Source organism: Ewingella americana (assembly GCF_006438725.1).
GTDB lineage: Bacteria > Pseudomonadota > Gammaproteobacteria > Enterobacterales > Enterobacteriaceae > Ewingella > Ewingella americana_A.
This window is the reverse complement of record NZ_RCZD01000008.1, coordinates 57,909-71,028: the sequence shown is the minus strand read 5'-3', so window position 1 is coordinate 71,028 and position 13,120 is coordinate 57,909. Positions and strand designations below refer to the sequence as shown.

Annotated in this window: 15 protein-coding genes; 14 read left to right on the top strand and 1 reads right to left on the bottom strand. The window is 41.2% G+C overall.

From position 1 onward, the window contains the following. Nucleotide 1: 1 nt before the first annotated feature. The 13 genes from thyA (at nt 2) to EAH77_RS15360 (ending at nt 9,020) form a co-directional block, all read left to right on the top strand. Nucleotides 2-1,108: a thymidylate synthase gene (thyA, locus tag EAH77_RS15420; RefSeq protein WP_140473699.1), complete on the top strand. Its 1,107-nt coding sequence runs from the start codon at nt 2-4 to the stop codon at nt 1,106-1,108. Beyond that, nucleotides 1,105-1,500, top strand: coding sequence for a hypothetical protein (locus EAH77_RS15415; RefSeq protein WP_140473698.1), 396 nt, complete (start codon nt 1,105-1,107; stop codon nt 1,498-1,500). Before thyA ends, EAH77_RS15415 begins: the two co-directional genes overlap by 4 nt. Before the next feature lie 24 nt (nt 1,501-1,524). Beyond that, complete coding sequence (locus tag EAH77_RS15410) at nt 1,525-1,821, top strand: hypothetical protein (RefSeq protein ID WP_140473697.1); 297 nt, start codon at nt 1,525-1,527, stop codon at nt 1,819-1,821. A gap of 61 nt (nt 1,822-1,882) precedes the next feature. After that, nucleotides 1,883-2,119 carry a hypothetical protein gene (locus tag EAH77_RS15405; protein WP_140473696.1) on the top strand — a complete coding sequence of 79 codons (237 nt, stop codon included), beginning with the start codon at nt 1,883-1,885 and terminating at the stop codon, nt 2,117-2,119. A gap of 12 nt (nt 2,120-2,131) precedes the next feature. Further along, complete coding sequence (gene exoX, locus EAH77_RS15400) at nt 2,132-2,794, top strand: exodeoxyribonuclease X (protein WP_140473695.1); 663 nt, start codon at nt 2,132-2,134, stop codon at nt 2,792-2,794. A gap of 11 nt (nt 2,795-2,805) precedes the next feature. Then, the gene (locus tag EAH77_RS15395) at nt 2,806-3,234 is read left to right on the top strand and encodes a hypothetical protein (RefSeq protein WP_140473694.1); all 429 of its coding nucleotides are present in this window, start codon (nt 2,806-2,808) and stop codon (nt 3,232-3,234) included. Nucleotides 3,235-3,316: 82 nt separating this feature from the next. Beyond that, a complete protein-coding gene (gene panD / locus EAH77_RS15390) occupies nt 3,317-3,784 on the top strand; it encodes an aspartate 1-decarboxylase (RefSeq protein WP_140473693.1) in 468 nt (155 codons plus the stop codon). Between the two features lie 11 nt (nt 3,785-3,795). Further along, on the top strand, nt 3,796-4,122 hold the full coding sequence (locus EAH77_RS15385) for a DUF6527 family protein (protein WP_140473692.1): 327 nt from the start codon (nt 3,796-3,798) through the stop codon (nt 4,120-4,122). Nucleotides 4,123-4,677: 555 nt separating this feature from the next. After that, the gene (locus EAH77_RS15380) at nt 4,678-5,616 is read left to right on the top strand and encodes a 5'-methylthioadenosine/S-adenosylhomocysteine nucleosidase (RefSeq protein WP_140473691.1); all 939 of its coding nucleotides are present in this window, start codon (nt 4,678-4,680) and stop codon (nt 5,614-5,616) included. Between the two features lie 79 nt (nt 5,617-5,695). Then, nucleotides 5,696-6,421, top strand: a complete 726-nt coding sequence (locus EAH77_RS15375) for an outer membrane protein (protein WP_140473690.1) — start codon at nt 5,696-5,698, stop codon at nt 6,419-6,421. Between the two features lie 166 nt (nt 6,422-6,587). Then, entirely contained in the window at nt 6,588-7,208 is a 621-nt protein-coding gene (locus EAH77_RS15370) for a hypothetical protein (protein ID WP_140473689.1), read from the top strand. Nucleotides 7,209-7,359: 151 nt separating this feature from the next. After that, nucleotides 7,360-7,932, top strand: coding sequence for a hypothetical protein (locus EAH77_RS15365; RefSeq protein WP_140473688.1), 573 nt, complete (start codon nt 7,360-7,362; stop codon nt 7,930-7,932). A gap of 74 nt (nt 7,933-8,006) precedes the next feature. Next, nucleotides 8,007-9,020: an arginase family protein gene (locus tag EAH77_RS15360; protein WP_140473687.1), complete on the top strand. Its 1,014-nt coding sequence runs from the start codon at nt 8,007-8,009 to the stop codon at nt 9,018-9,020. Nucleotides 9,021-9,110: 90 nt separating this feature from the next. On the opposite strand, the gene EAH77_RS15355 is transcribed toward EAH77_RS15360, so the two are convergent. Continuing rightward, nucleotides 9,111-10,325 carry an RNA-guided endonuclease InsQ/TnpB family protein gene (locus tag EAH77_RS15355; RefSeq protein WP_140473885.1) on the bottom strand — a complete coding sequence of 405 codons (1,215 nt, stop codon included), beginning with the start codon at nt 10,323-10,325 and terminating at the stop codon, nt 9,111-9,113. 159 nt (nt 10,326-10,484) lie between these two features. On the opposite strand from EAH77_RS15355, the gene EAH77_RS15350 reads away from it, so the two are divergent. Beyond that, nucleotides 10,485-13,079 carry a hypothetical protein gene (locus tag EAH77_RS15350; protein WP_140473686.1) on the top strand — a complete coding sequence of 865 codons (2,595 nt, stop codon included), beginning with the start codon at nt 10,485-10,487 and terminating at the stop codon, nt 13,077-13,079. Nucleotides 13,080-13,120 lie beyond the last annotated feature (41 nt).

Genomic DNA, 13,120 nt, shown 5'->3' with positions numbered 1-13,120 from the left:
TATGAAACAATATCTTGATTTAATGCAGAAGGTTCTGGACGAAGGTGCTGTAAAAGCCGATCGTACTGGGACAGGCACACTATCAATCTTTGGTCATCAGATGCGTTTTAATCTGAGAGAAGGCTTTCCTCTGGTAACAACCAAGAAGTGTCATCTGCGCTCTATCATTCACGAACTCCTCTGGTTCCTCAAGGGAGATACTAATATCCAGTATCTTCAAGATAACAAGGTAAGCATCTGGGATGAATGGGCACTCAAAGAAGATGTTACCGAATCAGTTCTTATGGGAAATTTCGAACGAGTTTGCGCTTATTCCCAAATGACTGGCATACCCGTTGACGCTATTCGTAAGACTCTGAATACTTTATCTGAAACAGAAAGTCATGACTGGTTATCAGAGCGGAACGTCCCAACACACAAAGATAAGATCATCAAGAATGCAGGCGACCTCGGACCCGTTTATCCACACCAATGGCGTTCTTGGACAGCTAGCGGTGGTCGTCATTTAGATCAGCTGTCTATGGTGATGAAACAGCTTAAACAAGATCCAGACTCTCGTCGCATTATTGTTTCCGCTTGGAACGTTGGCGATCTGGACGAAATGGCTCTGGCTCCTTGCCATGCGCTATTCCAGTTCTACACTCGGAAATTGCGAGTGAATCAACGTTTAGATATTGCCGTTGAACGTGGAGTTGTTACAGAATATGATCGGACCGAGGATGATACTGCGCCTCAAGTCCACGTTATGGAAAATATTCTTGATAACTGGGGAATTCCTCGAGTCGCATTAAGTTGCCAGCTTTATCAACGTTCTGCTGATGTGTTCCTCGGTCTCCCCTTCAATATTGCCAGCTACTCTATGTTGATTCATATGATGGCTCAGCAATTGGACATGGCAGTAGGTGACTTTGTTTGGACTGGTGGTGATGTTCACATCTATAGCAACCATGTTGAGCAATGCAATCTCCAGCTAACTCGTGAGCCATTACCTCTACCAACTCTGAAGTTCAAGCGTAAGCCGAAAGACATTTTCAGCTATACTTTTGAAGATTTTGAGTTAACCGATTATCAGTCTTATGATGCTATTAAAGCTCCGGTGGCAGTATGATTAGAGAAGAAGAACGTCAATTCTTAATTATGTTCTTTTGCTATGCAGCCTTAGTATTTATCTTTGGCGGCGCTATTTTCTCAGCCATATGGTGGAAACAGAATGGTTCTCGTGTCCGTGCCGAGCGCCAGCAGAAAGCTGAGAACATTCAGCGGATTGAGAAAGAACTAAGCAAATTCAAAGATTTAACCGGTGAACAAGAAGATATGTTGGCAAACTTTCTGCTATTATCTGGTAGTAGTCTTCTCGGTGAGTCTTTATTCAATAACAAGACAATCACATTTAAACAGTTATATGCACTTAACATGCAACGATTGATCACTAATACTGGTCATGTTGATGGCTATGTTGATTTCATGGAAACCGCTGATTCAGGGTTGACTTCAATGTAATTTCGGAAACTAAGGCAGGATTATATGTTGCAACTTCAGGAAATTCAGACGTCAGATTTATTATTAGCTGCCGCAGCTAAAGATCGGAAAACATCCCGACTGTTCACTCATAAGAATCAGCCTCGAGGTTTGACGTTAGAGGGTAAAGTGTATCTGCACCCTAATCTAACGGGTAAAGAACTTAAAGACACTGCAATCTCTATTGCAACCGCTTTCCGAAATGCGTTTCATGAGAAGAAATCTTTGGTAGTTGTTGGAACTCCACAGGCTATTGATGCCGTGCGGGATATGCCAATGTTTACATTCTATATGGGACGTTGATTTCAATCAGAACATCAACCCGCTTCGGCGGGTTTTCTCGTATTGTATAAAAGAGGTTCTAATGACCGCTTCAATATTGTTGCGTTTAAAGATTAAAGATACTCCAAATGGTGTAAGTGCAGAAACGTTAGATCGTTTAACGCAACATTTGGAGTTGAGTAAAACAGATACCATTCACATGGCGCTGGTTAAATTAGCGGAAGATTACCTGCCTGGATATAAGCAAGAACAAATCCAGCGTGAAATCCAGCGTGATATTGCCGAGAATGGATACCCACAATTAGCATTAGTTAAGTAATAGGCATCGGCTATGACAATCTTTCGAGTTATTGATACAGAAGGGAATCTGGTAGGTGGCATTGTAGAAGTAGCCAGCTTAGACGTCATGGCCGGTGAATATACTAATCCACAATCAGATTTGTTATCTCCTCCAGATGAAATATCTATCGAGGCTATGAGCATCCATCATATCACTTATGAGATGGTTGCAGGAAAGCCTTTGTTAGAAGAAGTCATGCCAAAATATCTGGGTGCGGATTATTATATTGCGCATAATGCTCCCTTTGACCGAAGTAAACTCCCATTAATTCCTGCAGAAACTCCTTGGATTTGTACTCTGAAATTGTCTCGCTATTTCTATCCAGATCTTCCAAAGCATAACAATCAGTATATGCGCTATGCTTTACAATTAAACGTAACTGTTCCAGATGATCTCTACCCCCATCGAGCTTTGTATGATTGCTATGTGACAGCTGCATTGCTAGTTCACTTTGCCACAGTTTGCGAATGCAGTATAGAAGGTATGCTACAAATAACCAATACCCCTTCTTTGTTATCGACAATCTATTTTGGCAAGCATAAAAATACCAAGTGGGCTGATATTGATAAAGGATTCCTTAATTGGTGTCTGAAAAACATGGAAAATCTGGACGAAGATACCCGTTATACTATTGAATATTATTTAACTAAATAAGGATATACACAATGAATGACAAAATTAAAGCAGCCATAATTAGTGCAATCAATCCTAAATGGTGGGGTCATGCCCAGTTTGATAATCTGATTAGTCATATTGATCCAGAAGTCGCTTCAGACTTGGTTAAAATGGCGGATCAAGTAGCCTCTGATTTGAACCTTACTTTACCAGTTCTGAATCTAAAAGTATCTCATGGTTCTACTTGGGCTTGTTTTGATCGTCATGATGATGAAGCAGATAAGTACGATATGTCTTCAGATTTTGATCTGTATACTCTTATGTATACCTCTGGCCCCTCCCATAAGGTAAAACTGGAACTTACTACTATTGACAGTGGGGTAGGTGCTTTACTTCAAGGTTGCTATATCAATAATAAAGAGATTCAAATCCCTGCTTCATTTGCTGATTTTGCCGCAGCAGTTGCTAAAGCTATTTAATAGTCTGCTAATTTTCAAATGAGATAATGTTCGTATAATAATGAAAGTTATTTAATAATTCACCTTAGTAGGAAGTATTCATATGTCTCAAGAAGCTACTCGTCAGTTTTGTTATGGTAAGATTCACCGTGCCCTTGTCACTGATGCACAAGTTGACTATGTTGGCTCAATCACTATTGATCCGGTTCTGTTACAAGCTTCGGGTATTCTTCCGTACACGCAGGTTGATGTAGTTAATGTCAATAGTGGTGGACGTTTACAGACTTATGTGATTGAAGGTGAAATGCATAGCGGCCAGATTTGCTTAAACGGTGCGGCAGCTCATTTATTCAATCCAGGCGATCTATGTATCATTATGGGATACGAAGATGTTCCTGTTTCTCAGCTTCCTGGCCGCATACACAAAGCAGTATTGGTTGATGCTAAGCAAGGCAACCGTATTGTGGGCATTCGTGAATTAGTAACTCCACATCCAAATCAGGTTGGTAATGCTAACCGTTATGGTGAAGAGTTTAACACTGTCCTGCAAGAAGCAGGAGTAGCCAAATAAGAGGATAGTAAATGAGCGAGGAAGTTATCCATAAGATTAATGATGATACTGTCGTGTTCCATTGTCCGGGATGTGGCCGTAATCATCAGGTTCAGATTGGTACAGGCACTGGCCCTCGTTGGGGTTGGAATCATAACAATGTGAATCCTACTTTCAGTCCTTCGATATTAGCTTCTTGGTCTGAACCAAGTGATAATGAAGAAGAATTCATGGACTCCTCAAAAGATAAACAGCTCATTTGCCATTCTTTCGTTAATGATGGTAGCATTCAATTCTTGAATGATTGTACTCATGACAAGGCTGGTCAGACTGCTCAAATCCCTAAATGGATTGTGTAGTAACTATCTAAATTCCGATAAAATCCGATTATAAAGCCCTCAATTGAGGGCTTTTCTCGTATTAAATAACAATTATAGTTATTAATTGCGAGATACTTCTATGATATTCCAGAAAATTCCTAAGCTGAAATTAAGTAAAGAAGATAAGCAGACTTTGCGTGAATATGCTTTGATAAAAGGGGTCAAATGTTTCGCATTTCTTCCAACAATAGTCAAAGACATTAATGACACTCCTATTAGAATTTGGCTACAATCTTACTGGACACATACTCCAGCAGACTACAATGAAGATGAACATAGTATTGTTGTATGGTCTAACTCCCCTGAAGATTTCTTTCCCACACGTCATAAGCACCTAACCGATGAAATAGATCACATTGAGATCCGGATAACTGACAAATCTTATCATAAGACAATCGTCAAATTAAGAGGTCAAGAAGCCGTAAATCTCATCAATAATCTCGAAAATGAATTACGAAAACGGTATATTTAGAAGTTAACCTATCAGTTAAAATATTGTTGTTCAATTAACCAATTTGGAAATAAGACTTAACTATGGCCAGCCATAAAAAACCACGGGCATACATCTTTGCAGCCGCTATGAAAGAAGAATTGGAGCCTATGCTCAATAAGATTCTTCCAGATCATGCAAAGCGTGATATGTTCGCAATCCTAGATTCTTTAGAACAACGGAAGCTTCCGTTCTGGGAATTTACTGGACGATTTCTTACCGATGAAGTTGTAACAGTTGTATTTACTTTGTTAGGTATTGGGCGCACTTCGGCCGCTTCTCGCTTATCTGCAACTATCCATCGTTTAAAGGCTTCTTTGAAAGTATCCGAAATCGCTCGCATTTATGTTGGTGGTAGTTGTGCGGCTTATGCAAAAGGCTACGATGAGTATCCGGAAGTGTTAGCAATCGGCGACGTTCTTCAGCCCCTGTTTACCGCTTATGGTGATGTAGATGTTACGGCATTTAACTATAAGTATGGTCAGATGGCCCAGCAGCCTGAGAAATTCCCTCTCTGCACTCAGAACACTTTCAAAGAAATCGGTTACGTCTTCTCAGAACAAGAAAAAATGCGCCAAAATGCATTGAAACTTGAAGAAGAAGGCCAAGATGTTAAGATTCCTTTCCGTCTTATTCGAGCATGTGATCACAACTGTGTATCCATCTCATTTGATTCCTTTATTGCAGACACGGACAAGCTGAAAGAATCTCTCGATAAGATTGTCTCAGTCGAAGGCATCTATGGTGATATTGCAATCAATCATCCCGTCTTCTCAGTGTCTATTGATATGGAACTGATAGCAGTTGGTCAAGTTTGTCATGATAATAATATGGCAGACTGTCTGGTTGTTGCTAAAGGTATTTCCGATCTAGCAGGTGTTAATGCAGCCACTGATTTCAACAGTAATCTGAAAATAGCAGCTGAAAACTCTGCCAATATTCTGGAACGTTTATTCCAAAATAGTCTGCTTCTGGCTGATTAATACCAGTAACTGATGCAGTAATATATTTAAGAAGTTGTTTTATTTAAATGCGTATCTTTCACTTAAAAAGGAAATTGCAATGAAAATGCTCCGAACGGGTCTTGTACTCGCAATCCTGAGTCTGGCGAGTCTGTCCTTCTCCACTGCTGCAGTTGCTTCTGCTGAGAAAACATCTGGCGTTTATACCGCTCTGAAAGCCGGCGCTGCTATTACGCATGTTGCCAGTCAAGATCTGTCCTTCGACGCGACGCAGGACGACTCTGCTGAGCAATTCGCTTTTGCGAACAAAGATAAAACCGCTTTCGCCGCAGCAATCGCTGCCGGTTACGACTTCAGCGCTGTCTCCAGCCTGCCGATTCGTGCTGAACTGGAATACACCATTCGTGCTGACGTATCCAACGTGTCTCGCTCGGACTTTAAAGATTATGGCCAACTCGCCAACCATACCAAAGTGGGTATACAGACCTTGATGGTCAATACCTATTACGACTTTGATACTGGCACTGCCTGGACTCCATACGTAACTGCCGGCCTCGGCCTGAGCCACCTTTCTTTGGATCAATATATATCCTCTAACGAAGGTGCAGGTGATTCTCGATCTCACAGCGTCGATAATTTTGCATGGAGCGCCGGTGTCGGTGTTGCGTATGCTATTAATGACAACTGGTCACTTGATCTGAGCTACAAATATCTGGATGCCGGCGATATTACCGCAACCAAAACCGATGAAGATGGCGCTACATCAAGCGCTAAAGCAGACATTACATCGCAAGATGTATTGTTCGGCGTTCGCTATTATTTCTAAGCGACTCGCCTGAGGAAGTAACATCCTGGTAAACGAAGAACCCGCTCAAGTAGCGGGTTTTTTCATGTATATAGACGACAATGTGCGATAAATCCATTGATATTCAAGCTAAATCCCTATATAATAGTGTTAATAGGAAATTAATTGGAACTTGAGAGGCTTTGAAATGTTATTTATCCAGATCCTGAACGAAGCTAATAAGATTGAAGATTACGAAGTACGTAAAGCTTTTTACGCATCAAAGAAAAGCGAAATTAAAGCAGCGATCGAAGAACTTATCGAACTCAAAACAAATCGTGATGATATCGCTAAAGTGTTGCGTTTTAATGATCTCTTTTGTTTCCAGTTAGAAATAACTGATATGTATCGTTTATGTGCCGCCTTCAACTTGCCGGTTCATGATTATCGAATCCTTACCTATCTTAAATCGCCATATGCAATCATCCTGCACCGTAGCGAAGAAGATAACAAGTTGTATCCGTATTTCCTCAAGAACAGAGGGCATTCAATTGAAGCAGATGTCTTCCCTAAAGATATCAAGTCTGGTTGGATTAAAACAGAATATGTTGAAACCAATGGTGATTTCTCAACTTATCAGATTGAAGTGAAACATATCGAAAAAGTCTTCAACAATATGACTTGTTTGAGCAATCTGAATGCTTTAGAAGAATTCATTAAAACTAATGACGTGGCTTTTGATAATCAGAAAGCATTCTTTGAACGTGCGGTTAATAATCCATTAACTGCAATATTAAGCGATAAAGTAAAACATATTGCAGGCGAATAAGCCTTAGCCTTCCAGTTAGAAAATGACCCGCTCAAGTAGCGGGTTTTTCACGTTGTGTAAACCAAGGATTTCCCTATAGAATATAAGAAAAACTTCAAAGGAATACCTCATGTAAACTAGAACTAATGATTCACTCATATGGACACGTATAATGAAATCTCGCATAGTTCTGACCCTTCTGACAATTCTAGCTTTTCCAGCCCATTCCGAAGWTATTAATCTCCTAGATTATCTCATTCCCCAAGAACGTCTGACCACTACCGCTTTAATGGTTCCTCATGGACGTCCACTTATTCTGAATTTTGATAGAGATACCTCTACCTATAATGAAGTCGTGGATAACAAGAACATGGGTTCCCTCTCAATTATTAAGAATTTCAATAGCATTACCCTGCATCAAACCGGTATACTTCCATTGCTAAGTGTCAGCAATTATATCGATGATGGAATGAAGATCGACGTACCAACTAAAGTACCGGATTTCTATACTCAGATGCTTGGCAGTGATACTATGATGACTATTAATCGCAACTTCAAAGCGATAGTTAATCTACCAAAAGATCTGATATTAACTGATTGTATCTCAATTGGTTTCCAGACTAGAAATCAAGCATCTAAAGATCGAACCGTATTCTGTAAAGGTGTCGGGCCATCTCAAGTAGTTGTCAATAATGATGTCGCTATGATCTTAGACGGTTGGACGTTTGACTTCCCAAAGCTCTAGAATAACCCTCTAAAAAGTCCTGTAGAATATGTTTATCGTATTAATGTTACGAACTTACAGGACTTTTAAATTTCATGTCAACACTCGACCCTATTCAGACCTCTATTAAGAAATCTTCCAGCAAATCTTCTATTTTTGATACCCCTGCTATCAATATTATCGGTGCTGCTTGCGGTGCTAATTGCGGGCCTGATGGAGATACTTATTACTCTGCGGCCTATTTGCGGGATTTATATGATATTCTGCATGTCAATCCTAAGTTCCATAATGCACCTTTGAGCTTCTTCCAGAAAACCAGTTTCCACTCTATTGTGGATGAATTGGATTATGATCATCTGCAAGAATATGCACGTACTCGCGCATTCTCAGAAGCATTGGCTGAAACCGTTAGCGTAACCAAAGATCAGAATCGTTTCCCTATTGTAATTGGTGGAGACCATTCTTGCGCTATTGGCACATGGCGAGGTGTTAGTGCTCACACTGAGGGTGCTATCGGTTTGATCTGGATCGATGCTCATATGGATTCTCATACTGATGAAACCACTCCAAGTGGCGCAATTCATGGTATGCCTTTGGCGTCTCTGATGGGGTATGGTCATCCTTCATTAGTAAATGATTGGAAACACCATCAAGCGGTTGATCCTAAGTACACTACTCTTATCGGTATTCGTTCTTATGAGCCAGAAGAGAAAGCGTTATTAGAAAGTCTGGGTGTGACAATTATTTATGCAGATCCAAAGATCAAAACGGATTACGTCTCAGCGTTTGAGCAGGCTGTGGAACGAGCTATGCAATGCCCTCATGGGTTTGGTATTAGCTTCGATCTTGATGTACTTGATCCTGTTGATATGCCGCACGTAGCTTGTTATGTTCCCGACGGTCTGGCATGGGTAGAAGTTGAATCCATGATTGAATCTCTGACAGAAAAACAGATTCAGCACTTGCACGCTTTCGAAATCGTAGAATTCGCCCCTAACATTGCGAACTTCAACGATCGTGAACAAAAAATGACCCCGCTGGAACGTCCTATCAGTGCTTATGATAGCGGCTCAAGAGTGTTCAAACTTATTGGTTCCTTGTTAAGCTAATACCTCGGACCTCACCGGTCTCAGTTGTGATAACTCACTTCCTAATCCCAGCCACTTTCTAGTGGCTGGTATCTATTAGGCGTTTGCAGCCTAAGCTGCCCTTTCCGATTCTGGCTTCGGTAGGTTCAAACTCAAAAGAGTCTTAGATCGAATAGCTTCTTGATATTCTTTAGAATTTAGTAGGTTATTGGATAAAAACCAATGTTGTCCCAATTGATCTAAGTTAATCGCAGCATTCACATCCCTATCTACTACACTTCCACTTTCAGGACAAACCCACTCTCGAACGTTCAGTGTTAACTGAGAATTCTTATATCCAGAATTATGATGAATTCGTGAACTAGCAAAGAACGGATCAGCATAGCACCACCATTTACCTTGATTTTCTAGTTTGTATTCTATCATTGATTTGAATATAGACCAGCCAGAAGTCATTATAGCTTTGGCTAGATATTTGTTCTTAGACATTTCAATAACGTTGAGAGTCTCTAAAGTAACGAGATCATATTTCGAAACTATAGAATAACTAAGTTTATTGAGAAAGTCTTTTCGTTGAGCAGCTATCTTGAAGTGAAGTTTGGATATCTTAGATTTCTGTTTCAAAGATGCTAAGGAGCCTTTGGCTTTTCGGCTAAATGATCTTTGAAGACGTTTTAATTTGCGTTGCGCAAGGTGATAATGCTTGGGAGAGGAAATCTTATCTCCATTAGATAGAGTAAGAAAGTCTTTTAATCCTAAATCAATTCCAATAGAAGACTTAGGATTAAGGGCTTCAGGTAAATCTAAACCATTGTCCGATAAAATGGAAATATACCAGTTGTTATCCGATTTTAGTTTTATAGTTATTCGCTTTATTAGATACTCTTTAGGTATTTCTCTATGGTAGCTGAATTTAAACCAGCCTAGCTTAGCCAGACGTATCTGATGTTTTCCGGTAGAATTATCTGAGTCAGGATTCCAGATCCAACAGTTACTATTGATATTACTGATTGTGAAAGAATCCTTGACCCCTTTTCTTTTAAACACTGGAAAATTACTAACTTTATCAAAGAATCTTCGAAGGGCTATACCCAGATGTCCAGTTACATGCTGTAATGAGCTACTCTCAGATAATTTTAAGAATTCGAATTTAGACTTTAATTCTGGAAGCTTCTTGGATAAGCTATAAGCTGAGAGAATCTCCCCAGTTTCTTTAATTTGAGCTAGTAAATGGTTATAAATGAATCGAGCATTACCTGCATTTTGAAGCAGAATTTCCCTTTGAATTTCGGTTGGGAACACTCTATATTCAAATGCTTTTAGCATAGTAACCTATTGATTATTAATAACAAAATCCTAATCTAATTATAATAAACATTTCATTTAATAACAAGCTTCTTATCTCCGGATTATTCAATACTTTTCCACCGGTAAAATATGTATGAATTGAGTTAAATGATTTATGCAACCAGTGAGGTCGTCCTTATGTCAACAACAGACGCCATCATCGATCCGGGAAGTCGCTACGTAAAGCCAGGTGTTTATATTGGCCAAGAGCAGATTCCCCGAGTTGTGGCTACCGCTGACTACCAACGCATTCCGTGCTATATCGGTCGCGGCTCAAATCAGCTATTGTATGAAAACAAAATCATTACTCGCGGTTTCGTGAAGAATGAGCTTTTGTCTTTCCCGCAGCAAGCTCCTTATACCACTCGCCTGAAATTTACCAGTAATGGTAACAAAGACGACGCGGCTCTGATCACCACTTCTGGTGAAACGATTGACAAGCGTCTTTGGGATTTCATCGCCGGCGATTCTAACCAGTCCCTGATCGGCGTTCGCATTAATTCTGCGGCCTTCGACCCGAATCTGGTTTACCTAATGAGCTATCAGTCAGCTGATGCCACAGTGTTAGATGATACGGGTATTCCTAACCTGTCCCGCATCTTGACTATGGGCTACCAAGCTGGTAACACTGATCTCCTTCCTGAATACTATGATCTGGAAGTTAACCTGAACGCATTCGCGATTGGTTCTCCTACCCAGAACAAAGTAGCCAACGATGGTGCTGGCGATTTGCCAAGCTTCCGCAATGACCTGTCCAAATATGTCGGCCCGACTCGTACCTTTACCTTGATTATTGATGCCAAGCGTAAAGTGATGCAGCCTACTCTGTTAAACAGTGTTGCAGCAGCATCAAACGTGGGTACTGGCGCTCTGGTTACTAATCTCCAGAACTGGACGGGCACCACCGATACGGCTTACACTTTTGCGGTTGCTGAGATTGGCACAGGTTCTTCCTATGTCAAGTTCAAAGTATCTCGCGATGTTCCGGCCTATTCCAGTGAACTGACTGTTAAAGTTGGCTTCGAACGTAATGTTGCTATCCTTGACGGTATGTACGCTGACTTCGGCGATCTGACCCTGTTCAAAGTCAATGACGTTCTGACTCTGGAACTCGGCCTGCGTGATACCCCACTGTTAGAAGTATCTTGGTTCTCTGAAGATGCAACTGGCGGTCTGGGTCAATTGAACGTTAATCATCTCAACCGTGAAGCAACTGAATTCACTGCTGGCCTGATTGTTCAATTCGGCACCGATCTGACTCTGTACGAAGTAGGTGATACGTTCACTGCTACGGTAGAGTGTACTGGTCGCATCAAATGGAAATATGATCTCGAGACCGTTGAGAAAATCTCCATTGGTAATATCGGCCAAGACAAAACTGGCGCTGTAACTGGTATCCGCAATGCTTGGTTCGCCCAGCTGCGTGAAACTCGTGCAACTGCAGTAACTCTGATCGAAGTGAAAGTTGGTGATCTGACTGTCACGCTGCCTAAGGAAGAGTGGGCTTTTGATGCTGATGCTAAACACATCACCTTCAACACAAAACCTGGCGGTACAGTAACAGCTTACCTGCAATACACTCGTGCACCAAGTTTCGGCCAGTCATATTATCTGACTGCAGAAGCTCTCCGTCTGGATGCAATGTATAACACTGTTATCTCATTGACTAAAGATAATTATCGCGCTATCGTTGGCTATCCATCAACCGACAATGATCTGGCTATTATGGCAGAACTTGCTCTGGAAGTGGTTGGCGTACCACAGATCGCGATTGTACAGATCAAAGATGCTGACCGTGATGGCAATTATGTTGATGCGGATTATCGTGTTGGCCTGCTTGCTACTCGCGAAAATAAGCTAATCACTGATCTGATCATTCTGAGCAATTCAACCATCTTTAATGATGTGATGAATGAGCTGGATTATCGTAATGATCCATTCTTGTCTTCTCCAACCAATGGCTGGTTCGGTTATCCGGTTCAGACTAAAGTTGGTACTGCTTTGCAGGAAGAAGGCACTCTGGCTTATTACGGCGGTCAAGTGATGAAGATTCCGGCAGGTTCTTATCGCGCCGGTCGCGTACTCTCTGCGGCTAGCTGCTGGGGTAAACGCACTATCACGAATCGTTCCGGCTACCAGCAGGAATTGACTCTGGACGGTACTTTCATCGCTGGTGTTATTGCGGCAATGAACGATAAGCTGACCGAGCCTTCCGACACCCTGCTCCGTAAGCAAGTTCCTGGTTTCTCCTCTGTTCAGAACTTTACTGATCTGGATCTCGGGATTATCGGTAATATGCAATTTATTCTTCTGGAATCGAAAGCATCGACGATTAAAATCCTCGACATTACCACTCATGACTCTACTGCTCCAGATATGAAGCAGCTGAACGCCATGAACCAGAAAGATTACACCACGGCGATTATCCGCCAGAAAATGGATGATGGTCTCGTATCCATTGTTCCAGATTCTCAAGCGGATGGTGAAATGTTGGTGGGTAACTTGCTGATGACTCTGCTCCAAGACTTGTCTACTTCTGGTAAGATCGGTAAGTATCAAGAAAAAAATGGCAGTGGTCGCCAGATTGAAAATGATCGTGATATCTGGGTACAGCGCAAAGATAATGATCCAACGACGTATTATTTCCGTTACGCATATTACCTGCGCTACCATATTGGTCGCCTGTATGGTACTTATCGCGTGGATCAGGATCTGTTAGGATCTACTAGCTAAGGTTATAATTTGGTTAAGTAGATAAGGAGTCCCACTTTCGG

What these genes read in the sequence shown, in the direction of transcription:
- thyA (WP_140473699.1), top strand. Translation starts at nt 2, where the DNA reads ATGAAACAATATCTTGATTTAATGCAGAAGGTTCTGGACGAAGGTGCT.
- EAH77_RS15415 (WP_140473698.1), top strand. Translation starts at nt 1,105, where the DNA reads ATGATTAGAGAAGAAGAACGTCAATTCTTAATTATGTTCTTTTGCTAT.
- EAH77_RS15410 (WP_140473697.1), top strand. Translation starts at nt 1,525, where the DNA reads ATGTTGCAACTTCAGGAAATTCAGACGTCAGATTTATTATTAGCTGCC.
- EAH77_RS15405 (WP_140473696.1), top strand. Translation starts at nt 1,883, where the DNA reads ATGACCGCTTCAATATTGTTGCGTTTAAAGATTAAAGATACTCCAAAT.
- exoX (WP_140473695.1), top strand. Translation starts at nt 2,132, where the DNA reads ATGACAATCTTTCGAGTTATTGATACAGAAGGGAATCTGGTAGGTGGC.
- EAH77_RS15395 (WP_140473694.1), top strand. Translation starts at nt 2,806, where the DNA reads ATGAATGACAAAATTAAAGCAGCCATAATTAGTGCAATCAATCCTAAA.
- panD (WP_140473693.1), top strand. Translation starts at nt 3,317, where the DNA reads ATGTCTCAAGAAGCTACTCGTCAGTTTTGTTATGGTAAGATTCACCGT.
- EAH77_RS15385 (WP_140473692.1), top strand. Translation starts at nt 3,796, where the DNA reads ATGAGCGAGGAAGTTATCCATAAGATTAATGATGATACTGTCGTGTTC.
- EAH77_RS15380 (WP_140473691.1), top strand. Translation starts at nt 4,678, where the DNA reads ATGGCCAGCCATAAAAAACCACGGGCATACATCTTTGCAGCCGCTATG.
- EAH77_RS15375 (WP_140473690.1), top strand. Translation starts at nt 5,696, where the DNA reads ATGAAAATGCTCCGAACGGGTCTTGTACTCGCAATCCTGAGTCTGGCG.
- EAH77_RS15370 (WP_140473689.1), top strand. Translation starts at nt 6,588, where the DNA reads ATGTTATTTATCCAGATCCTGAACGAAGCTAATAAGATTGAAGATTAC.
- EAH77_RS15360 (WP_140473687.1), top strand. Translation starts at nt 8,007, where the DNA reads ATGTCAACACTCGACCCTATTCAGACCTCTATTAAGAAATCTTCCAGC.
- EAH77_RS15355 (WP_140473885.1), bottom strand. Translation starts at nt 10,325, where the DNA reads ATGCTAAAAGCATTTGAATATAGAGTGTTCCCAACCGAAATTCAAAGG.
- EAH77_RS15350 (WP_140473686.1), top strand. Translation starts at nt 10,485, where the DNA reads ATGTCAACAACAGACGCCATCATCGATCCGGGAAGTCGCTACGTAAAG.